The 21,793-nt window shown below is 67.4% G+C and carries 20 protein-coding genes; 9 read left to right on the plus strand and 11 right to left on the minus strand.

Annotated features, from left to right (window positions below):
- Positions 1-74 precede the first annotated feature (74 nt).
- From betT to WDC87_RS11095, 4 genes are all read right to left on the minus strand, one after another.
- Positions 75-2,054, minus strand: a complete 1,980-nt coding sequence (gene betT, locus WDC87_RS11080; RefSeq protein WP_252744446.1) for a choline BCCT transporter BetT — start codon at positions 2,052-2,054, stop codon at positions 75-77.
- Between the two features lie 183 nt (positions 2,055-2,237).
- Positions 2,238-2,618 carry a VOC family protein gene (locus WDC87_RS11085; RefSeq protein ID WP_088497871.1) on the minus strand — a complete coding sequence of 127 codons (381 nt, stop codon included), beginning with the start codon at positions 2,616-2,618 and terminating at the stop codon, positions 2,238-2,240.
- Between the two features lie 96 nt (positions 2,619-2,714).
- Positions 2,715-3,038 (minus strand): SMR family transporter, encoded by a 324-nt coding sequence (locus WDC87_RS11090; RefSeq protein ID WP_072167515.1) that lies wholly within the window; start codon positions 3,036-3,038, stop codon positions 2,715-2,717.
- Positions 3,038-3,391: an SMR family transporter gene (locus tag WDC87_RS11095; protein WP_072167514.1), complete on the minus strand. Its 354-nt coding sequence runs from the start codon at positions 3,389-3,391 to the stop codon at positions 3,038-3,040. Before WDC87_RS11095 ends, WDC87_RS11090 begins: the two co-directional genes overlap by 1 nt.
- Positions 3,392-3,551: 160 nt before the next feature.
- Here WDC87_RS11095 and WDC87_RS11100 point away from each other — a divergent pair, with 160 nt between their 5' ends.
- Entirely contained in the window at positions 3,552-4,403 is an 852-nt protein-coding gene (locus tag WDC87_RS11100; RefSeq protein WP_188240899.1) for a LysR family transcriptional regulator, read from the plus strand.
- Positions 4,404-4,504: 101 nt separating this feature from the next.
- Here the strand turns inward: WDC87_RS11100 and WDC87_RS11105 are convergent, their stop codons facing one another.
- Entirely contained in the window at positions 4,505-5,425 is a 921-nt protein-coding gene (locus WDC87_RS11105) for a M14 family metallocarboxypeptidase (RefSeq protein ID WP_252744447.1), read from the minus strand.
- 131 nt (positions 5,426-5,556) lie between these two features.
- Here WDC87_RS11105 and WDC87_RS11110 point away from each other — a divergent pair, with 131 nt between their 5' ends.
- The 3 genes from WDC87_RS11110 to WDC87_RS11120 all read left to right on the plus strand — a co-directional run bounded on the left by WDC87_RS11110 (position 5,557) and on the right by WDC87_RS11120 (position 10,315).
- Positions 5,557-7,638, plus strand: a complete 2,082-nt coding sequence (locus WDC87_RS11110; RefSeq protein ID WP_088497875.1) for a TonB-dependent siderophore receptor — start codon at positions 5,557-5,559, stop codon at positions 7,636-7,638.
- Between the two features lie 62 nt (positions 7,639-7,700).
- Positions 7,701-9,473: a chloride channel protein gene (locus WDC87_RS11115; RefSeq protein WP_252744448.1), complete on the plus strand. Its 1,773-nt coding sequence runs from the start codon at positions 7,701-7,703 to the stop codon at positions 9,471-9,473.
- A gap of 101 nt (positions 9,474-9,574) precedes the next feature.
- The gene (locus WDC87_RS11120) at positions 9,575-10,315 is read left to right on the plus strand and encodes an MgtC/SapB family protein (RefSeq protein ID WP_252744449.1); all 741 of its coding nucleotides are present in this window, start codon (positions 9,575-9,577) and stop codon (positions 10,313-10,315) included.
- A gap of 47 nt (positions 10,316-10,362) precedes the next feature.
- Here the strand turns inward: WDC87_RS11120 and WDC87_RS11125 are convergent, their stop codons facing one another.
- Both WDC87_RS11125 and WDC87_RS11130 read right to left on the minus strand, forming a co-directional pair.
- Positions 10,363-11,820, minus strand: a complete 1,458-nt coding sequence (locus WDC87_RS11125) for an amidohydrolase family protein (RefSeq protein WP_072167483.1) — start codon at positions 11,818-11,820, stop codon at positions 10,363-10,365.
- A gap of 54 nt (positions 11,821-11,874) precedes the next feature.
- Positions 11,875-12,576, minus strand: coding sequence for an ankyrin repeat domain-containing protein (locus WDC87_RS11130; protein ID WP_088497337.1), 702 nt, complete (start codon positions 12,574-12,576; stop codon positions 11,875-11,877).
- 115 nt (positions 12,577-12,691) lie between these two features.
- Here WDC87_RS11130 and WDC87_RS11135 point away from each other — a divergent pair, with 115 nt between their 5' ends.
- Together WDC87_RS11135 and WDC87_RS11140 are read left to right on the plus strand one after the other, a co-directional pair.
- Complete coding sequence (locus tag WDC87_RS11135; RefSeq protein ID WP_252744450.1) at positions 12,692-13,573, plus strand: LysR substrate-binding domain-containing protein; 882 nt, start codon at positions 12,692-12,694, stop codon at positions 13,571-13,573.
- A 131-nt stretch (positions 13,574-13,704) separates the two neighbouring features.
- On the plus strand, positions 13,705-14,142 hold the full coding sequence (locus WDC87_RS11140; RefSeq protein WP_252744451.1) for a DUF3806 domain-containing protein: 438 nt from the start codon (positions 13,705-13,707) through the stop codon (positions 14,140-14,142).
- A gap of 49 nt (positions 14,143-14,191) precedes the next feature.
- Here the strand turns inward: WDC87_RS11140 and WDC87_RS11145 are convergent, their stop codons facing one another.
- A complete protein-coding gene (locus tag WDC87_RS11145) occupies positions 14,192-15,352 on the minus strand; it encodes an amidohydrolase family protein (protein ID WP_088497339.1) in 1,161 nt (386 codons plus the stop codon).
- 183 nt (positions 15,353-15,535) lie between these two features.
- Between WDC87_RS11145 and WDC87_RS11150 the strand changes: the two genes are divergently transcribed.
- Complete coding sequence (locus WDC87_RS11150; protein ID WP_088497340.1) at positions 15,536-16,180, plus strand: hypothetical protein; 645 nt, start codon at positions 15,536-15,538, stop codon at positions 16,178-16,180.
- Positions 16,181-16,259: 79 nt separating this feature from the next.
- Here the strand turns inward: WDC87_RS11150 and WDC87_RS11155 are convergent, their stop codons facing one another.
- Complete coding sequence (locus WDC87_RS11155) at positions 16,260-18,986, minus strand: TonB-dependent receptor (protein ID WP_072167477.1); 2,727 nt, start codon at positions 18,984-18,986, stop codon at positions 16,260-16,262.
- A 218-nt stretch (positions 18,987-19,204) separates the two neighbouring features.
- On the opposite strand from WDC87_RS11155, the gene WDC87_RS11160 reads away from it, so the two are divergent.
- Positions 19,205-19,804, plus strand: coding sequence for a GNAT family protein (locus tag WDC87_RS11160; RefSeq protein WP_072167476.1), 600 nt, complete (start codon positions 19,205-19,207; stop codon positions 19,802-19,804).
- Here the strand turns inward: WDC87_RS11160 and WDC87_RS11165 are convergent.
- Complete coding sequence (locus WDC87_RS11165; RefSeq protein ID WP_072167475.1) at positions 19,801-20,580, minus strand: CDP-diacylglycerol diphosphatase; 780 nt, start codon at positions 20,578-20,580, stop codon at positions 19,801-19,803. The two genes, WDC87_RS11160 and WDC87_RS11165, sit on opposite strands and share 4 nt — an antisense overlap.
- Before the next feature lie 68 nt (positions 20,581-20,648).
- The gene (locus tag WDC87_RS11170; RefSeq protein WP_134971855.1) at positions 20,649-21,308 is read right to left on the minus strand and encodes a decarboxylase; all 660 of its coding nucleotides are present in this window, start codon (positions 21,306-21,308) and stop codon (positions 20,649-20,651) included.
- Positions 21,309-21,478: 170 nt separating this feature from the next.
- On the opposite strand from WDC87_RS11170, the gene WDC87_RS11175 reads away from it, so the two are divergent.
- A complete protein-coding gene (locus WDC87_RS11175) occupies positions 21,479-21,775 on the plus strand; it encodes a hypothetical protein (RefSeq protein ID WP_005417035.1) in 297 nt (98 codons plus the stop codon).
- Positions 21,776-21,793: the final 18 nt, after the last annotated feature.

Below are 21,793 nucleotides of genomic sequence, written 5' to 3' on the forward strand. Positions count from 1 at the left end.
CTCTTCGGCACCACGCAGCCGAGCATGGCTCGGCTCTACAGGTCGGTGCGGTCCCGCGGTCCGCACCCACCGCATCAACGGCTCAGGTGCAGGAACTGCAGGTGCCGTTCGTACTGGCTGATGATGTCGTTGATGATCTGCTTGCGGCTGTAGCCCACCAGGTCGTAATCCTGGCTGCCTTCGAACAGATGTACCTCAGCGCGGTAGTAGCGCTGATTGCGCAGCTGCTGGGCGGCGAACGACGGGGTCAGGTAGCCGCTGAGGATCACCCGGTACAGGAAGTCCTGCTGCTCGCCGTGGTTCACCGTCAGCTCCATGTCGCCGGCCTCGAAGCGGGTGGATACATCCCAACCCTGCCCGCGCAGCTGCTCGGCCACCGCCTCCATCGCCGGCTTCACCGTGTCATCCATGAAACGGTAGACCTGGTCGCGTACCGGGAAGTGCATGGCCTGGCTCAGGCGCTGGCGCCAGCCCTGATGATGGCGATCGTCTCCGATCAAGGGCGATGGCCGGTATTGCAGCGCGCGCTTGCGGTGCGACTCGTCACTGAACGCGCGGGTCAGGCCCCACATCATCAGCAACAGGATCGCCGAGAACGGCAGCGATGCCAGCACCACCGCCGATTTCAATGCATCGATGCTGCCGGCCAGCAACAACCCGGCGGTCAGCACCGCGATCACCGTGCCCCAGAACACGCGCAGCCAGCGCGGACCATCGTCTTCGGGTGATCCACCATGCGACGACAGCGTGGACAACACCACCGCCCCTGAATCAGCGGAGGTCACGAAGAAGATGAAGCTCACCAGCACCGTCACCGCGATCACCGTGCGGCTCCACGGGTAGCCGTCCAGCAGCGCGTACAGCACCGTCGGTGGATCATCCACCGCCAGCTGCGCCAGTTGCTGCTGGCCGTGGTGGAGCACCTGGTCCAGCGCGCTGTTGCCGAAGATCGACAGCCAGGCCAGGGTGAAGCCGAGCGGGATCAGCAGCACCCCGAATACGAATTCGCGGATGGTGCGGCCACGTGAGATGCGCGCGATGAACAGGCCGACGAACGGTGCCCAGCCGATCCACCAGGCCCAGTAGAACACCGTCCAGCCGCCCAGCCATTCCGGTCGGCCGCCATAGGCGTACACATCGAAACTCTTGCCGACCACGCTGCCCAGGTAGTCGCCCAGGTTCTGCATCAGCGTGCTGAACAGGTACTGCGTCGGCCCGGCGAACAGCATGAACAGCACCAGCGCGATCGCCAGCAGCATGTTGATGTTGGCCATCCAGCGCACGCCCTTCTCGACGCCGGACACGGCCACGGCCACCGCCGCGCCCATCATGCTGACCACCAGGATGATCTGCACCAGGTTGGAGTGCGGAATGTCGAACAGGTGCGACAGACCGGCATTGAGGTGCAGCACGCCGAAGCCCATGTCGGCACCGATGCCGAATACGGTGGCGACGATGCCCAGCGCGTCCAAGGTGTATCCGATCGGGCCGTTGATGCGCTTGCCGATCAGCGGGTACAGCGCCGAGCGCAGGGCCAGTGGCAGGTTGTGGCGATAGGCGAAGTAGGCCATCGCCATCGCCGCCAGCGCGAACACGCCCCAGCCGTGCAGGCCCCAGTGCAGGAACAGCAGCTGCATGGCCTGGCGCGCGCCAGCCTCGCCTGCGGCCGGATCGCCCTGCGGCGGCTGCAGGTAGTGGGTCAGCGGTTCGGACACGCAGAAGAAGAACAGGGTGATGCTGATGCCGGCGGCGAACAGCATGCCGGCCCACGAGAGGTAACTGAACTCCGGCTCGTCATGGTCGGCACCCAGCTTGATGCCACCGTACTTGGACAGCGCCACGCCCACCACGAACACCAGGTACAGGGTCATGGCCAGCAGGTAGTACCAGCCGACGTTGAGGGCGGCCCAATCCTGTGCCTTGAGCAGAAGGCGGCCCGCGCCGAGCGGGAACAGGCTGACGAACAGCGCGAACGCCACGACAATGATCGCCGCGAAGGCGAACACAGGCCGAAGGGTGCGCACCGGGGATTGTTGCGGCTCCAGTACTTCCATGGGGCGGCGTTCTCCGGTAGATCAAAGGGTTAGCCGACCGATTCTGGCTGAACCGCAGTGGACAGAGCATGAAGTTGCGGCCTGCGGTCGCAGGCCCGTCCGCTCATTCCGTGGTATCACGCGCGCGCCGGAGTGCCACCTTGCCCGCGCGGGCTGCGGCGCGGCCACGCACATCCTGTCCGATCACGACATTACGTGCACCGCACACAGCTTGTTGCCATCCGGGTCACGCAGATAGGCCAGGAACACCTGGCGACCGGACATGTTGCGGACGCCGGGCGGATCTTCGATGGCAGTGCCACCGTGAGCCACTCCAGCCTCCTGCCAGGCACGCACAGCCTCTGCACTGCCCAGACTGAAACCGATGGTGCCACCGTTGGCATGGCACGCTGGCTGCCCATCGATCGGCGCGGTTACACCGAACATCCGCCCATCCTTGAAGTACAGCAGCCGTCCCTTCTCGTCGAATACGCCCGCCCGCGCGTCCATCGCGGCGAACAGGGCGTCGTAGAAGCGACGTGCGGCATTCATGTCGTTCGTTCCTACGGTGATGTGGCTGAACATGCGGGCACTCCATGTGGAAAACCGCAGTGTCGATGAGCATGGGCGACTTCGCAAATCGCTGCATCATCGCCGCCCCGCTCGCGACCGGACGTGCTGCTACTTGGCGGTGCTGAGCAGCAGTACCGCCGCCGTGACCAGGGCGATGCCAATCCAGCCGATCGGCCGCAGGCGGTTACCGAACAACAGGCGGCCGCAGCTGGCGGTGCCGATCACGCCGATCGCCCCCCACATCGCATAGGCCGTGGCCAGATCCATGTAGCGTACGGCCTGGCCCAGCAGGGCGAAGGCAATCCAGACCAGGACGATAGCACCGACGCCCCAGCGCCAACGACGGAAACCTTCCGACTTGGCCACCATCATGTTGGCGGCGACGTCGATCAACGCCGAGCAGATCACGAAAAACAGGGCCAGGGTATTCATCAGTGCGCCTCCCCGAGGGTGACGCAGACGATGCCGGCCACGGCCAGCATCAGGCCGGCCAACTGCTGCAGCGACAGGCTCTCGCCGAACACGGTGAGGCCGACCACGGTCAGCAGGGTCAGGCCGAGGCCTTCCCACACCGCGTAGGCCACGCCCACGGCGATGCGGCGCACCGACTGCGCCAGGAAGAAGTAGGACAGCGCCAGCGCGCCGGCCATGATCAGGTAGCCGGTCCAGCCGCCATCGCGGGCGGCATGGGCCATGAACGAGGTGCCGACCACCTCGGCGATGATCGCCACGGTCAGGCAGGCCCAGGCGGCCAGCGCGCCACGGGCGGGAACAGTACGGGACATGTGAAGCTCCTTGCAGGGCGGGGACCGCGCCGCCTCTTCAATGGGTCCACGGCATGCGTGGAGGGTCCGGAACGCCCCGCAGACAGGGGCGACGGCGGCCAGTATCATCGCCTTTTACGGTGGTATCAAAATGGATTCCATCGACAGGAGCGATGGTTCAATGCCCTATTCCCCCGAATCCCTGCAGGCCTTCGTGGAAGCCGCCGCGCTGGGCTCGTTCTCGGCGGCGGCGCGCCGCCTGCGCAAGACGCAGTCAACGGTCAGTACCGCCATTGCCCATCTGGAGGCCGACCTCGGGGTGAGCCTGTTCGACCGCAGCGGGCGCTACCCCCGGTTGACCGAGGCCGGGCGCCAGGTGCTTGGCCATGCCCAGGAAATCCTCGCCGCCGATGCCCGCCTGCAGCAGTTGAGTGTGCGCCTGGCCGCGCCGGTCGAAGCGCGGCTGACCGTGGTGTTCTCCGACGTGTACCAGCTCGATCCGGAGCAGCGCGTGCTGCAGCGCTTTGCCGAAGCATTCCCGGAGATCGAACTGGAATGGCTGGATGCCGAAGGCGATGACGTGCTGGAGCTGGTCGGCAGCGGCCGCGCCGCGCTGGGCCTGCTGCCGCGCCAGGAAAGCTATCCGGATGGTCTGGTGGCACGGCCATTGGCCCATCACAGCGAGCTGTCGGTGTATGTGGCGCGCGACCATGCGCTGGCCGACGCCGGCCGTCGCGCAGCTTCCCAGCTGGCACGGTACCGGCAGGTGCGATTGAGCGCGGAGGTCGACCATGCGCGGGCGGTTACCGGGCTGGCGTGGACCGCCACCGACTACCTGATGGTGATGGAGATGGCCGAGGACGGCATCGGCTGGGCCGAGCTGCCACGCGCGCTGGTACAGCGCTACGACCGCGGGCAGCTGGTGGAACTGACGCTGCCCGGCTGGCCACGACGCATCCACAGCGACCTGCTGTGGCGCCGCGACGCGCCGCCGGGACCGGCCGCACTGTGGTGGGCCGACGCGTTGGGATGACACAAAAAAGGGGACGGAGGGGATCAAGTCGTTTGTGCCACAAACGACTTGATCCCCTCCGTCCCCTTTTTCAGTTGCCGGCCAGCGGCCGGCACTACCGGTCAACGATGGGCGAGCGCGTAATCCAGCGCCGCGCACACCGCGGCCACCTGCGCGTCGTTGCACTGCTGCGGGGTCGCCCGGGGGCTGTCCGGGTAGACCTCGGTGGTGGTAGTGAACTTCGCACCGGTGATGCCCGCGCACAGTCCGAGCTTCACCAGCGGATACTCGATCACGCCGTGGGCCACCACCGGCGAGCCGATGATCTCGCCCTTGTCGTCGGCCGGGGCGATGTGGGTCACCTTTTCCACCTCAGCGATCACCGCCTGCTGGAAGGCCGGCTGCGGGTTCTCGCTGTCATCCACCAGGTAGAAGCCATCGGGGATCAGGCCCGGCTCGAACGGCTTGCCGTCACGTGCGGCCAGCGCTGGGCGGAACTCGCTCTCGTCGCTGTCGGTGGTCTCGTGCAGGTCGATGTGCAGCACGAACTGGCCCTTGTACGGCGCGATCAGATCGATCACCGCCGTTGATTCACGCGCCGGGCCATCGGCGCGGAAGTTGCGGTTCGGGTCGATCGCATCGAAGTTCCAGCGGTTGATGCGCTCGAAACCCCACGGGTTCACGCACGGCGCAACCAGCAGGTTGGCCTTGGCGGCATAGTCGGCGGCGTGCTTCTCGAGGAATTCCAGCGCGCCCATCACGCCGCTGGTCTCGTAGCCGTGCACGCCACCGGTGACCAGTGCGGCCGGCAGCGCCGGGTTCCAGTCGCGGCTGCGCAGGGCAAACAGAGTATAGCTCTCGCCGGCGTAGTCGAGCTGACCATAGGCCACCTTGTCGAAGCGCGATGCGAGCGACTCGATGCGCGGCAGCACCTCCTTGTCATACCGACGCAGGCGCTGCTGGCGGCCACGCCACAGCTCCCGTTCCGCCGCTCCCCACGGTTGGCCAGGGGTTCCGACGGGGTAGAAGGGGGCTTGGGACATGGCGGATCTCAGCGAGTCAGGAAACAATCGCCCACTCTATCACCGGGGCACGGGCATGAACCGGGGGCGCATTCCAATAGCGAATGGAATCAGCAATAATTCTCATTTGCGACCTTCCACAACCTCTACCGATGGCCATCCACGCCCTGCAACCGGCCCGCCTGCCCCTGGCCGCCGCCCTCGCCCTGTGCCTGCTTCCGGCCACCCGCGCCTTTGCCCAGGACAGCGCCACTACGCTGGACAGCATCCAGGTCTCGGGCAGCTGGCTCGGCACCGGCCTGCATGACAGCGTCAAGCGCTTTGCCGGCGCACGCACGGTGGTCGACCGCCAGCGCATCGAGGCCAGCGGCGCGGCCAGCATCGGCGATGCCATGCGCCGCATCCCCGGCGTGCAGGTCACCGAAAACTCCGGCACCGCCGGCAGTTCCGTGTCGCTGAACATCGGCGTTCGTGGCCTGACCGGCCGCTACTCGCCGCGTTCGACGGTACTGCTGGACGGCGTGCCGCTGGCGGTAGCGCCGTATGGGCAGCCGCAGCTGTCGTTCGCGCCGACCAGCCTGTCGAACATCGAATCGATCGACGTGGTGCGTGGTGGCGGCGCGGTACGCTACGGCCCGCAGAACGTGGGCGGCATCATCAACTTCAGTACCCGTGCCATTCCCACCGGCACCGGCCTGCATGGCGAAGCCGGTGTGCGCTACACCGCCTACGACCACGGCGGCGGCGACAGCACCCAGTACAACGCCTTCCTCGGCGGCACCGGCGACAATGGCCTGGGCGCGGCCCTGCTGTACTCCGGCCAGGACGGCCGCGGCTGGCGCCAGGGCAGCGATGACCGCTTCAACGACCTGGCGCTGAAGTTCGCCTATGCCATCGACGAACAACAGGAACTGCGCGCCAAGCTGTCCTACTACGATGTGCGCTCGCTGACCCCGGGCGGCCTGACTCGCGCCCAGTACGAGGCCGACCCGTTCCAGAACACCCGCCCCACCGATTTCTGGAAGGGCCATCGCACCGGCATCGACCTGGGCTACACCAACACGCTGTCGGCCAACAGCGAGTTCGAGGTGCTGGCTTATTACAACGAGAGTACCCGTGCCAGCTCGCTGATCAACGCCGCCAACACCCAGTTGACCGTGCAGCCGCGCGACTACCGCGTGCTCGGCATCGAGCCGCGCTACACCCAGCGCCTGCATTGGGGTGCAAGCGTTCACGACATCACCGCCGGCTACCGTTTCCTGCGCGAACGTGGCAACGACCGCAGCTACACCGTCACCCGCCGCACCGGCGTGGCCGGCGCCACCAACCGCTTCGACAACGCCACCGACGCCCACGCGTTCTACATCGACGACCGCATCGCGATCGGCCAGTGGCGGATCACCCCGGGCGTGCGCATGGAGTGGATCGACATGGACCGCCGCCAGGCCGGTGGCGCGGCGACCTTCAGCAGCCGCAACGACAAGGCTCTGCCCTCGCTCAACATCGCTTATCTGCTGACTCCGCAGCTGACCGTGTTCGGCAACTACACCACCTCGTTCGGGCCGGTGCAGAACATCCAGCTCAATTCGCAGACGGCCAGCAACCCGCTGAACCCGGAAATCGCCAGGACCACCGAGCTGGGCGCGCGCTGGCAGGACGGCGCCCTGCGCGCGGAAGTGACCGTGTTCAAGATGCGCTTCGACAACCAGATCCTGCAGGTGCCGGGCATCACCCCGCCGACCTTCCAGAACATCGGCGCCACCGACCACAAGGGCGTGGAGAGCGCGGTGGAGTACCACTTCGCCGAGGACAGTGCGCTGGCCGGGTTGGAGCTGTACGCCAACTACACCTGGACCAAGGCGGTCCAGCAGTCCGGTGACAACCGTGGCCTGGACGTGCCGTTCTACTCGCGCGACACCGACAGCGTCGGCGCCCGCTACGCGCTGGCCGGCTGGACCTTCAATGTCTCCAGCACCCACCAGAGCGGCCAGTTCTCCGATGCCGCCAACACCTGGGAAGAAACCGCCGATGCGCGCGTGGGCCGCGTGCCGGGCGTGCGCCTGTGGAATGCGCAGGTGGCCTGGCAGGTGCCGGGCCTGGGTGACAGCGAGATCGCGCTGGGCGTGAACAACCTGGCCGACACGCGCTGGTACACCCGCAACGTCGATGGCAACGCCGGCCGCATGGTGGCCGCACCGCGCACCTTCTACGTGCAGGGTCGCTACCGCTTCTGAAGCGGTAGCCGCCCGATGCAGTGACGGTGGCGATCACGGTGGCGGCGTATCATGCCGCCACCATGTCACTGCCTGTTTCGCCATCGCGCCTGCATTCGGCCTTCCAGGGCCTGCGCCTGCGGCTGCGCGGCAGCGACCTGTGGTTCATCGCACTTGCCCTGCTGGTCGGCCTGCTTGCCGGCTACCTGACCCTGCTGCAGTCCGGCATCGCACGCTGGCTGCAGGGCACGCTGTACGGGCTGGATGAAGGGATGCGCCTGAGCTCCCTGCCCTCGATGACCTGGGCCGCGCTGCTGGTGCTGCCGCTGGGTGGCCTGCTGGTGGGCCTGGTCAGTTTGGCGGCAACGCGACTCAAGCGGCCCCTGCTCGATGCGGTGGAAGCCAATGCCCTGCACGGCGGCCGCATGTCGATGCGCGACAACCTGATCGTGTTGACCCAGACCCTGTTGTCCAACGGCTGCGGCGCTTCGGTCGGGCTGGAAGCCTCGTATACGCAGATGGGGGCCGGCACTGGCTCGCAGCTGGGCCGGGTGATGCGCCTGCGCCGCAACGATGTGCGCATCCTGGTCGGCGCCGGTGCCGCCGGTGCCATTGCCGCCGCCTTCGGTGCGCCGCTGGCCGGTGCGTTCTATGCCTTCGAGATCGTCATCGGCGCCTACACGCCGGCCGCACTGGCCCCGGTGGCGGTCGCCGCGCTGGCCGGCGCGTTTGTGGCCGACCAGGCCGGCATCGAGGCCTACCTGCTGCCCGCCGCCTCGACCATCGACGTGCGCGCCGCCGACTACGCCATCTACGGCCTGCTCGGCTGCTGCTGCGCGATGGTCGGCATTGTCATCATGCGGCTCATCGCCTCGATCGAGGGCACGGTCAAGCGCAGCCCGCTGCCTGCCTGGGGTCGGCCGGTGGTGGGCGGCCTGCTGCTGATCCCGCTGGCCATGGCAAGCCCACAGGTGCTGTCGTCAGGCCACGGCGCGCTGCATCTTGACCTGACCACGCATCTGCCGCTGATCTGGATCGGCGGCCTGCTGACCCTGAAATGCCTGGCCTCGGGCATCTCGCTGGGCTTCGGCTTCCGCGGCGGCCTGTTCTTTGCCTCGCTGTTCATGGGCACCCTGGTCGGCGCGCTGTTCGCGGGCCTGCTCGGCATGGCCACTGGCGTGCCCGTGGTCGACGCCACCTCTGCGGCGCTGGCCGGCATGGCCGCATTGGCCGCTGCCGTGGTCGGTGCGCCAATGACCATGGCCATGCTGGTGCTGGAGGGCACCCACGATTTCCTGCTGACCAGCGTGGTGATGAGTGCAGTGCTGGTGTCCAGCACGCTGGTGCGGCAGTGGTTCGGCTATTCGTTCTCGACCTGGCGCATGCACCTGCGTGGCGAAACCATCAGGAGCGCGCGCGACGTCGGCTGGGTGCACAACCTCAATGCCGGCCGGATGATGCGCAAAGGGGTTTCCACGGCTCCCGCTGACCTCGACGCCGCCGCCTTCCGCCAGCGCTTCCCGTTGGGCTCGGGCAGCCGCGTGATCCTGATCGACAGCGAAGGCCACTACGCGGGCATCGTGCAGATCCCACGCGTGTACGGCGATGGCGTGAAGCCGGAGACCGCGATCGGTGAGCTTGCCGAGAACCGTGACATCTCGCTGTCGCCGTCCGCGGACGTGGTCAGCGTGATGCAGCGCTTCGACCAGACCCAGGCCGATGAACTGGCCGTGGTCGGCGCCGACGGCCAGGTGCTGGGCGTGGTGTCCGAAGCCTTCGTACGCAAGCGCTATGCCGAGGAACTGGACAAGCGCCAGCGCGAACTGATGGGCGAGCGCGTCGACGACACCGACTGACCCCGAAAAAGGGGACGGAGGGGATTAAGTCGTTTCTGGCACTTCCGGGTATCCACGCATGGCGTGGATCTACTGTCACTTCGACCGGGTAGACTCCGGCCATGCGCTTCATTGAGACCTTCCAGGCCGGTCCTTTCGCCGACACCGTGGTCAGCCTGCGGGCCGCCTTCGTGCTGGGTACGTTGATCGGTGCCGAGCGCCAGTACCGGCAACGCACCGCCGGCCTGCGCACCAACGTGCTGGTGGCAGTCGGTGCCGCCGCCTTCGTCGACCTCGGCATGCGCATCGCCGGCAGTGCCGAGGCGGTGCGGGTGATCTCCTACGTGGTCTCCGGTGTCGGCTTCCTCGGCGCCGGCGTGATCATGAAGGAAGGCATGAACGTGCGTGGCCTGAACACCGCCGCCACCCTGTGGTGCTCTGCAGCGGTCGGCAGCTGCACCGGCGCGGACATGCTGGCCGAGGGCGTGCTGCTGACCGTGCTGATCATCGCCGGCAACACCCTGCTGCGGCCGTTGGTGAATGCCATCAACCGCATTCCGATCAACGAGGCAGCGACCGAAGCCACCTACGAGGTGCGCCTGAGCGTGGATGCCGACGCCGTGCCGCGGGTGCGCGAGCGCCTGGTCGATGCGCTGGAAGCGGCGCAGTATCCGGTGGGCGATGTGCAGGTGGTCGCCGGCACTGCCGGTCCACGTCGTGTTTCCTGCCGCGCGCCAGCAGCCGCCACGGCTGCGCGCCTTCATCGATGCGATGAAGGCCGCGTTGCCGCAGCTGCACGGAATGCGGCCGGCACCGCGCTAGGTCACCGGCCGCATCATCCACGCATGGCGTGGATCTACTGAGGGTACGGTAGATCCACGCCATGCGTGGATTCCGTCCAACCCCGCAATCAGTCAGCTTTCGCCGCCTCTGCATTCCACGCCGCGACCTTGGCCTTGGTGTCGGCCAGCATCTTGTCCAGCGCGGCGCGGTCATACACGTTGCCGCGCAGGATCACGCTGTCGATCTTCTCGGTGGCGGCGATGTCCTGCAGCGGGTTGGCGGTCAGCAGCACCAGGTCGGCGGCCTTGCCCTGCGCGACACCACCGTAACGGTCCATCTGGCCGAACCAGGCCGGGCCGGAACGGGTTGCGGCCGACAGCGCCTGCGGCGCGCTCAGACCCTCCTTCACGAACAGCTGCAGTTCCTGGTGCAGGGCGATGCCCGGGAAGTTGAACGAGTTGAGGAAGCCCGCATCGGTGCCGGCAATGATCGTCACGCCCGCCTCCTGCAGCAACGGCAGCACGGCCGCCACCTGGTGGTACTGCGCGTGGCGCGCCTCGATCTGTGCCGGCGTCGCCTTCGCGGCGCGGTCCACGCGCCACTGGTAGGTCGCGCGCAGGCCCGGGCCGATGTAGGCCAGGTACGGATCGTTGGCGTGGTCATCCTGGTCCAGGAAATCGAGGATACGGCCACCGTTGAGGGTCGGGGTCACGAATACGCCGCGCTTGGCGAAATCACGGTAGGCGTGCATCGCGGTGTCACGGTCGAAGCTGGCGTCGAGGCGGCGATTGGCTTCCGCGCGGTCGATGCGGCCGGCGCCGAAGTCGGCGGCGATCTTCGCTTCGTCCTTGCTGCCGGCCTTGAATGCGTAGTCCAGGTGCTCGATCGAGGCCAGGCCGGCATCGACCGCCTGCTCCACCGTCAGCGCCATCGGAATGTGGCCCGAGGCCTTGAAGCCGGCCTTGCGCGCTGCGCTGGCCGAATACAGGAACAGATCCGGCTTCAGCGTGCTGTCGGTGATCTTCACGAAATCGACCTTATCGTGCTGCAGTCGGGTGATCGCCTTGTCGACGTCGGCCTCGCTACCCACTTCGATCGTGCCCTTCCAGACCGGCTTGATGCCTTCGATCTTCGCGCCCGAGCTGAGCAGGCGCGGGCCGAACAGCGTGCCCCTGGCGATCTCGCCACGCCACTGCAGCACCTGCTCGGGCAGATCGCCGGAACAGTCACGCACGGTGGTGATGCCGTGCGCGATGTACAGCGGCAGCAGCGCCTTGTTCTCTTCGATCAGCGCCGGGCCGCCACCGAAGTGCACATGCATGTCCCACAGGCCCGGGATCAGGTATTTGCCCTTGGCATCGATCTGGCGGGCCGCGCTCCACTGGCCGCGCAGCTGCGCGTCCGGGCCCACCGCGACGATGTCCTCGCCGCGGATCACCACGCTCTGCCCAGCCCGCGCGCTGGCGTGCTCGACGTCGACCACGATGGCATTGCGGATCAGCAGGTCGGCGCGCTCGGCAGCAGATGCCGACAGCGGCGCCACCGCAAGAAGGATGGCAAGGGACAACGGGCGGGAACGGAACATGATGGACAGCATCCTGGTAGGCACGGCCAGCGTGCGGGTGGAAGGAGTAGCGGTTCAGCGCGCCGCGCCGTGCTGGCGCAGCAGGGTTTCAATGCCGGCATAGCCACGCTGGCGCGCGTGCGCCAGTGGCGTTACGCCATCGCCGTCGGCCAGCTCCGGGTCGGCACCGGCCTCCAGCAACAGCTGCACGATCTGCACATGGCGTTCACCACCGTCGCCAAGCAGGATCGCTTCCAGCAGCGCGGTCCAGTGCAGGCGGTTGACGTGGTCCACCGCCACACCTGCACGCAGCAGCATGCGCACGGTGGTGACGTGGCCGCGCTCGGCGGCCGGAATCAACGCAGTGCCCCCATAGCGGTTGGTGCTGCGCAGATCGGCGCCGTGCGCCAGGGTCATCGCCAGGATCTCATCCAGGCCGCGCGCGCCGGCATACAGGTAGGCACTGTCCTGCAGCGCATCCTTGGCATTGACGTCCGCCCCGGCCTCGATCAGTTCGCGCGCGGCATCCACGTTGTTGCCCTGCGTGGCCAGCAGCAGCGCCGTGCGGCCCTGGCCATCGCGCGCCTCAAGATCAGCACCATCGGCCAGTGCGCCGCGCACCGCCTCGGCATCGCCGCGGCTGGCGGCATCACGCAGGCGCGCGTCTGCGTCAGCTCTGGAGCTGGCAGTGCAGGCAGGGGTGACCATGGCCAGCAGACACAACAACAGCACGCGCGTGAACGGTGCAGGCCAGCCAGCAGGGCAATGGAAGCGCATCACGGTGTCTCCTTTTCTCCATCGCCGCAGGGCGATGGTCGCAGGGGCCGCGCATTGCCGGCCCCTGCCCCGCATGGTAGAAGTCGGCCTGGGTATCCAGAAGTGAAATGTTCAAATGCAAGACAGTGCCAAATCGAATAGAACCCTGTTCGAACTGGACCTGCTGCGGGCGCTGGTGATGGTGGCCGACTGCGGCAGCTTCACCACGGCGGCCACGCGCCTGCATTCGACGCAGTCCACGGTCAGCCAGAAGGTACGGCGGCTGGAGGAACTGGCCGGGCATCGCCTGCTCGAGCGCGGCCACCGCGATGTACACCCCACCGACGCCGGCCACACCCTGCTCGGCTATGCGCGGCGCATGCTCGACCTGAACGAGGAAATGGCACAGGCGCTGGCCGGCGCGACGGTGGAAACCGCGGTCCGCATCGGCGTACCCGAAGACTTCGTCAACCCGCAGACCACTCGCATGCTGGCCGCCTTCAGCCGCCGCCACCCGCAGGTGAAGCTGGAGATCAGCAGCGGCCTGAGCCGCGCCCTGGCACAGGGTTTCGACCACGGCGAGCTGGACCTGGTGCTGGTCAAGCAGCGCCGCAACAGCCGCCAGGCGGTGCACTGCCGCCGCGAGCCGATGCACTGGATCGACAGCCTGCGCAGCAGCTGCCTGCAGCAGGACCCGCTGCCGCTGGTCACCTTCCCGCCGCGAGGGCTGTACCGCGACGAGATGATCCACGCCGTGGAAGCGCTGGGCCTGCGCTGGCGCATTGCCTTCACCAGTTCGTCGCTGAGTGGCATCCAGGGCGCGGTGGCTGATGGCATCGGCATCAGCCTGCTGCCGCGCCGCGCGGTCACGCGCGAGCACCGCATCATCGATGGCGAGCGTGGGCTGCCGGTGATCAACAACTACGAAATCGGCCTGCTGCATCGTGCCGATGCCGATGATGCGGTGCGGGCACTGGCCAGCGAGCTGTGGCGGCAGGTACAGCGCGAACCGGATTGACCACGGTAGGTCCACGCCACGCGTGGATGCCTTACGCGCATTGATCATCGATATCTGATCAATCTTGCCGCACGGCAGGCATCATGGCCTCGTACAGTGCCCCTTGATTCCGTGCTCCACGGCGCCTCGCCATGTCCGACGAAACCCCGACCCGCTTCGATCCCCTGCCTGCGGCGCTGCAGACGCACCTGCAGCACCAGGGTGCACTGATCGCCGCGCGCGTGGCCGCCAGCTTCCCGACGTTGCCGGTGCAATGGCCGCTGGCCGCCAGCACATTGCAGCGCGTGGTCGATGCCGAACTGATCGATCGTGACGACTGCGGCGGCTGGGAAGCCCTGGGCGTGGCGTTCGGTGACACTCTGGCGCAACGCGTGCCGGGCCTGGCCTGGATGCAGGTCACCGATGCCTGGGGCATCGACGCGGTGCTGCGCCATGCCGACAGCAACTTGCAGATCGGCGCCGGCACCCTGCTGCTCAAGCGCGTGGAGCAGGGCGAGGTCATCGACATCGCCCATCTGCTGGCGTGGCTGGAAGAGTTCGTCGCCACCCGCGCAGACGATTACGCCTGAAAGCCGCCGGGCATGGCTCGGCACTACACGGAGCTGGCGCGGCGTGGATCTACAGCCAACGGCCATCCACCACTACCCGGCGCTGCACCGGCACCCCGGCCACGGCAGCCGGGCCATGATCGGCCCGCACGGCCACGAAAGTGGCCGGATGCCCTTCCACGAGACCGTATTGCGGCAGCCCGATCACCTGCGCCGCATGGGTCGTGACCATGTCCAGCGCCAGCATCAGGTCGGCATCGGTGTAGAAGCCCGAGCGGTAGCCCAGCAGCATCGCCCGCTGCAGCAGATCGCCGTTGCCGTAAGGCCACCAGCAGTCGCGGATGTTGTCGTTGCCGGCGAACACGCGCACGCCCGCATCATGCAGTGCGCGCAAAGGCGGAAATGGATGATCACCCGGCGCGTTGCTCATGATCGCCACACCCGCCGTGGCCAGCGCCTCGCCCACCTGCAACGCGCGCGCCAGCGGCACGTCGCCCAGCGAGTAGGCATGACTGACCGCCACCCGCCCCTGCAGGCCAGCGGCCCGGGTCCGCGCGGCAATGCGCAGCAACTGGGCCAGTCCGGTTTCGCCGGGCTCATGCAGGTGGATGTCCAGGCGCACGCCATAGCGCTCGGCCAGGCCGAACAGCAGTGCCAGCTGGCCCTCAGCATCGCCATCCAGCGTGGTCGGGTCGATGCCTCCCAGCACCTCCACGCCCGCTGCAAGGGCCTGCTCAAGCACGGCGGCGGTGCCCGGACAGGACATCACCCCGGCCTGCGGGAACGCCACCAGCTGGATCCGCATGATGTCGGCGCAGCGCAGCGCCGCCTCGCGCACCGCTTCGAGATGACGCAGGCCCGTGCTGCCGTCGATGTCGACGTGGCAGCGCATGGCCACCGTGCCGAAGCGGCTGCACTGGCGGATCAATGCCTCGGCACGGTCCACCATCGGCGCGGCACTCGCTACCGCGGCCTTCTCTACCGCCAACCGCTCACGCAGGCTGTTCACCGGTTGATGCGGGTGCCAGCGGTCGCCGACAAAACTCTTGTCCAGATGGATGTGGCCGTCGACCAGCCCGGGCAGGACCGCGAAGCCCTGCAGGTCGACGCATTCCGCCCCGTCGGCCGGCGAGGCCTCGCCATTGAGGCCACTGATGCGGCCGTCACGGATATGGAAATGCAGTGGCGCGCCGTAGCGGTCTACACCGCCATGGACGAACTGAAGCGTCATCGGAAACTCCCGAAAAGCCAAGTCATGACGCCATCCTGCGCGCCCGCGCTGTCATCGGCCAACGAAATATCTGGATGCCACATATTCACCAATCCGATGAACGCGGTTGCGACGGAGCTCGCAGCCACGCCGTGCACACGCCTGAACGGGTACCATAGGCACCTGTTTCCGCTGTGATGCCGCATGGGCCCGTCCGACCGCCACGATCGCCTCCGCCGCTGGCAGGCCGCGTCCCTGCTCGCTGCTGCCCCGATGGCCAGCCTGTCCGCCGCCGATACGGCCGCCACCGCGCCGCTGCAGGCGCCGCCGGGCCAACAGCGCATCGCATCGGCTGCCCTCGTCGAGCGGTTGCACCAGCGTGTGCTGTCCGGGCAGAGCGCCACCGCCACCCTGGAACACTGGTGCGCCGAACACGGCCTGGCCGAACAGGCGCGGGTGCGCGCGGTGCGTGTGCATGCCCAGGACAAGCCTGCCCCTGCCGATGTGCTGCAGGCGCTGGGTGCGACGCAGCCTGGCACCGCGCTGCGCTACCGCCGGGTACAGCTGGTCTGTGGCAGCCGCGTGCTGTCCGAGGCCGACAACTGGTACCTGCCGGACCATCTCAGCCCGGCCATGAACCAGGTGCTGGACAGCACCGACGAACCCTTTGGCCGCGTGGTCGGCCCGCTCGGTTTCCAGCGCCAGACCCTGGCTGACCAGACGTTCTGGCCACCGCGTGGCGAAGGCGACGACGGCGTGGTCCTGGAAGTGCGCGCGCTGCTACGCGATCGCCAGCAGCAGCCCTTCAGCTACGTCATCGAGTCGTACCTGCAACAGGCCCTGCCCTAGCCGACCGGCGCGCGCCATCACCGCGGTGTCTAGACAGCAGAAGGCCCGGCATTGCCGGGCCTTCTGTCTGCCCGCCCGATCAGCGGAACCGGTAGTCCAGCTGCAGCCAGTACTGGCGGCCATACGGGTCGTAGTTGCCGACCGGGTAGAACGGCCAGCCGCCCCCGTTCCTGTCCGCCGGCGGGCGGCTGTCACGCAGGTTGTTGACGATCACGCCCACCGACAGGTTCTCGCCGAACTGGCGGAACACGCTGGCGTTGTAGGTCATGTACGGCGCGATGCGGCCACTGCCATCGGTCTTCGGCAGTGAACCGAAACGATTGCCGTACAGCGTGGTGGTCCAGTCGCCCTGGTTCCAGGTGATGCTGCCATTGGCCTTGCTGCGCCACTGGTAGTCATCCAGTGAATTGCGGATGTCACGCTCCGGATCATCGGAGAACTGCCGGTATTTATGCTCCAGCACCACGGTATAGGCCAGGCGCGTGGTGAAGCGGCCATAGCGGCCGGCGTCGAAGCGCCAGTTGCCCTTCAGGTCCAGGCCGCGCACCGACTCGGAGGCCGCGTTGATCGGATTGATCAGCACGCGGGTTACCTGGTCCGGCTGCACCGTGGCATTGGACGGGTTGCGGATCACCCGCGACAGCGCGTCCTGGCACAGCGGTGAACCGATATCGCGCGCTTCGCCACCCAACGTGCGTCCCAGGCGGCAATCAGCTTCATCACGAAGAATACGGCTGGTGTCGAGGCTGGTGACCTCATTGTCGATGCGGATGTCGTAGTAGTCAGCACTAAAGTCCAGCCCGGACAGCGGCGACCAGACCACGCCGAACCCATAGGATTTGGCGGTTTCCGGCTGCAGCTGTGCGTTGGCACGGTTGCTGTAGTCGATCGACAGGCCGTTGTAGTCGCAGTTGTCGTACGACTGGCCTGCAGTACGGCAGCGCCAGTAATCGGTCATGCCCGGGTTGTAGCCGCGGGTCTCGGTGGCAAACACGTAGTTCATGTCCGGTGCACGGAAGCTGGTCGCAGCAGAGCCGCGGATCAACAGGCTCTCGATCGGGCGGAACTCGACGCCGAAGCTCCAGGTCGCCTTGCCGATGTGCTCGCCGCCTGCGCGGTACTGGTCGTAGCGGCCGGCCAGCGTGGTGGTCAGCGATTGCAGCAACGGCAACTGCAGTTCAACGCCGGCCGCATAGCGATCACGATCACCGCCGGCACCGATACCGGCGCTGGTGTTCCAGAACTCGCCGGTGCCCAGGCGCGGGTCCGGGCGGTTACGGTAGCCCTGGCTGCCGGCCTCGACCACCGCCGCCAGCGCAGCATCGCCGCCCGGCAGTGCGAACAGGCGGCCATTGATGCTGGCGCTGAAGGTCTGCAGCCACGCCGCGTTGCGACTTTCCTGATAGTCGGACAGGCCCTCGTACTCGTTCGGAGTCAAAGGCTTGAACAGGCGCACCGGGTCCGGCGCATAGACCTCCACGCCATTGCGCACGCCCAGCTTCGGGCCCAGCAGGTACTCGTTGATGCCGGCCAGCAGCACCGGGCGACGGGTGCGGTTCTCGTAGCGCGAACGGCTGTAGACCGCCTCGTAGTCCCAGCCGCTGTCGCCGATCTGGCCGCGCGCGCCCAGGTTGAACGACCACGAGTTCTCCAGGAACCGATTGGCATTGCGCGGCAGGCCACCGATTTCCTCCGGCGCGAAGCGGCGGTACCAGCTCTCCAGGTTCCCGCTGTTCTGGTTGTAGAAGTAGTTGCGTGACGACGTCCAGGTCGGCGCACGCGTGTTGTTGTAGATGCGCGCGCTGCCCACGGCGACATCGGCGAACAGGTCGGTGGTGTCGTTGACGTGGAAGGTCAACAGGCCATAGCCATTGAGGTTGCGCTTCTGGGTCTGCACGGTCCAGTAGCTGGCGGCGGCCTCGTTGCTGCCGCAGTACCAGCCCTGGCGCGGGTTGTTGGCACGGAACACGCTGCCGCCATAAATGCCCGACGCTGCGTCGCAGCCGCTCACGCCCGGATCGATGTTGCGGCCGGTGGCAGCATTGCGGCGATAGGCGATCGCGGTCGCCTGCGGCGCCTTGCCGGCCGGATCATCGTCCAGTGAATCCATGAAGTCGCGTTGGCGCGCGTGGATCGCCTTGCGCACGTCGAACTCGAAGCCGAACAGCGCATCCCAACGCTCGCCGGAACTGCCACCGACCACCTGCGCCCGCTGGTTGTCACCCCCGCCCTGCTGGGTGCCGCCGGCGCGCACGTTCACGTCCACGCCTTCAAAGCGGTCCTTGAGGATGATGTTGACCACGCCGGCGATGGCATCGGAGCCATACACCGCCGACGCACCCGCGGCGAGCACCTCGATGCGCTCGATCAGGGCGCTGGGAATGTTGGCGAGGTTGACCACGTTCACCGAGCCCTCGTAGGCCAGCGGGTAGTCGGCCTGGCGGCGGCCGTTGACCAGCACCAGCGTGCGGTTCGGACCCAGTCCACGCAGGTTGATGGTGTTGGCGGCCGGTGTGAACGTATTGCCGAAGTCCTCGCCCTGCACGTTGCCGGTGTTCTCGGTCAGCGCGCTCAGCGCGTCGAAGGCATTGCGGTAGCCCTGCGCATCGATCTGCTCTCGGCTGATCACCGTCACCGGCGAGGGCCCCTCGACACTGGCACGGGGAATGCGCGAGCCGGTGACCTTCACTTCCTGCAATGTGGTGGGTGCGCTTTCCTGCGCGAAGGCCGGCAGCGAGACCAGCATCAGGGACGACAGCGCGAGCACCAGCGGACGCGGGCGCAACGCCTTGTGGGAGGCGGACATGGGCTTCCTGGGGGAGTGGGCGGGTGGTACGGGGGAGCCGTGGCCTGTGCGGCACATAACGATCCCGTAACGAAAGTGTCCTGAATGGGTGGTTTCAACGGAAATGACCAGCCCTGATGGGCTTATGCCTGAACCGAATCAGACCCCCGGCTCCGCTCACCGCATTTTTGCAATGTTTTGAATGGTGCAGGGAGGCGGGCACGGCCATCGTGCCGGGGATGATGATCCCGTATCCCACCTCGCTTCTCCCCCCGTTGCGACCGGTGCTGCGCCGTCACCTGCTGCAGCTGCAGGCCGCACCGGTCACCCTGCGCCCGTTCCAGCGTACCGACCTGCCGCGCTGGCGCCTGTTCGATGATCGCCGCCGGCGCGGCCGACGCCATCCGGCGGGTATCGACGAGGAAGCCCGCTTCCTGGCCCACATGCACCGCTCGCGGCTGGAGCAGGACAACGATCAGCTGATGCTGGGGGTATTCGATGACGAGCACGGCACCGTGCTGGACCAGTTGCATGTCCGCCTGCAGTGCTTGCATACGCGCTGCGCCGAGCTGCTGTCGCTGCAGCATTGGCACCCGCACGCGGATGCAGCGCTGCGGGCGCTGTGCCCGTTCCTTTTCGAGGATGTGGGCGTGCACCGCCTGTTCGTGATGCTGCCACCGGACTGCAGCAGCCCGTTCGCCACTGCACTGCACGCCTTCGGCTTCGAACAGGAAGGGCTGCTGCGCGACCACCACCTGGATCTGGACGGTTGGCAGGATCGCCAGCTGCTGGCACTGACCGCGCCGGTCTGGCGCAGCCGCCAGCACCCCGAGAGTTAGCGGACCCGCTCCAGCGATGCACCTGCGCCGGTCAGCACTGCGCAGGCGTGGTCCTGCAGCTCTTCAGCGCTGGCCTCGTTGCCGGTGCCGGGGTCCACACGGGTGGCCAGCAGGATGAAACCCGGGCCACCCTGCACCGGATCCCGTCCCGCCACCACCAGGCTCCACTGGCCCACGTCGTCCACGCCGGCGAGGTCATAGGCCAGCAGATTGAGCGGATTGGCGGTCAGTTCCGCGCCCGGCAACAGGCGGGCCTGGTACTGATGACCGCGCAGCGGCACCGGCAACGGTGACCACTGGCTGCCCAGGGCAGCGGCATGCACGTCCAACGCCTGCAACACGTCGCCACGCAGGCAATCCACGTGGATATGCAGCTGGTGCTGCGAACGGCCGTGCGGCGAGTTCAATGCCAGGCTCGCGACGTTGCGCGGCAGCGGTTGCCGCAAGGCTTGTTCGGTGTGGCTGCGCGCCTGCCAGGCCGCAGCGAAGTAGTTCGGCGCCCCACGCTGGTAAAGACCGCGGTTCTCGATGCCACTTACCTTGTCCAGCGGCATCAGCAGGAACTGGTAGTCACCGTGTGCATCCTTGACCAGCACGTCACGGCGGCCGGTTGCCGTCTCTACCCGCAGGCAGCTGCCGCGCGGGCCGTCAGCTGCCTGGCAGTCACGCTCGATCAGGCGCCACAGCGCATCGGAATGGGCGGGCGGCGGAGGCGGCGCGCTCGCACAGGCGGACAACAGCAGCAGGGGCGACAGCAGCAACGGGCGCAGGGACACGGCGGCGACTCACGGAACAAGCACGGCAGGCGGTGCCGCGCTGCATTCTAGCCAGTGCGGTGCTGCAATCAGTAGGTGCCGAACGGCACTTCAACCACGATCGGAGCCACGCCCTCGCCCGCCTGCAGGGTGTAGCGGTCCAGTGCGCCATCATCTTCGGCGTGCGGCTGGCGCTGGAAATGCAGGGGATAACGGTCATCACCCAGGCGCACGGCGCTGCCATCGGCCTCCAGCGCGGCACCTTCGGGAATCAGCAGTCCACCCAGGTCGCTATAGGCCCCCGGCACATCGGTGAAACCATAGTCAGCCAGCTCATCCACGCGCTGCATCGCATAGACGTGCGGCAGGTAGGGGCGTGCCGGGCTGCGGCCATTGCTGAGGTCGGTCACCCAGGCCTGTGGCAGGTGGTATTGCTCGCGCAGTGCGGCCACGCCCAGCGACGGGCTGGCCACCTGCAGGCAGCACACCGCGCGCTTGCCCTCACGATCGACAATGGCGAATCGATCGCCACGAGTGGCGGCCTGCGGCAGCATCGCGAACGCCAGGTTGCGCTGAGCGGGTGCGTAGCCTGCCTCGGTCTGCAGGTTGCGCCAGGCACCGAACACCGGCGCTTCCGCAGCGGCGTCCGGCGCCGGTTCGATGGCAGAGGCGGCAAACGCCACGCCCAGCACCGACACTGCCAGTACCCTTCTCGCCCTGCGCTTGTCGCGCAAACTGCCTGCAGTCATAGCGTATCCAACACCTGCACCGGAATGGCCCGGCCTGCCCGCTGGCGTGCTGCCAGCCATCCCTGCCACTATGCAATGACCACGCTGTGCCGGCAATGACCGGAGTGCTGACGCCTTTCGCGCGACGGGTGCTATCGTTCCGCCCATCTTCCCTGCGCAGGAGCGCTCGCATGTCCGCCTTCCGTCTGTCCCTGCTACTGCCTGCGTCGGCCCTGCTGCTGTCGGCCTGCGTCAGCACCCCTGGCCCGCAGGTCAAGGGTACCGGCCACTGCGATGCCAGCCAGCTGGGCTGGGCAATCGGCCAGCCGGCCAACGAACCCAACATCCGCCGCCTGTCCAGCGAGAGCGGCGCCGGCCTGGTCAACCCGATCGGCCCCAGCACCATCACCACCAAGGACATCCGCCAGGATCGCCTGCGCGTGTACGTGGACAAGGACAACATCATCACCGCCACCCGCTGCGAGTAGGCGCTGTAGAGCCGAGCC

Origin of the sequence: Stenotrophomonas maltophilia group sp. Smal12, assembly GCF_037079935.1 — a bacterium.
Lineage (GTDB): Bacteria > Pseudomonadota > Gammaproteobacteria > Xanthomonadales > Xanthomonadaceae > Stenotrophomonas > Stenotrophomonas sepilia.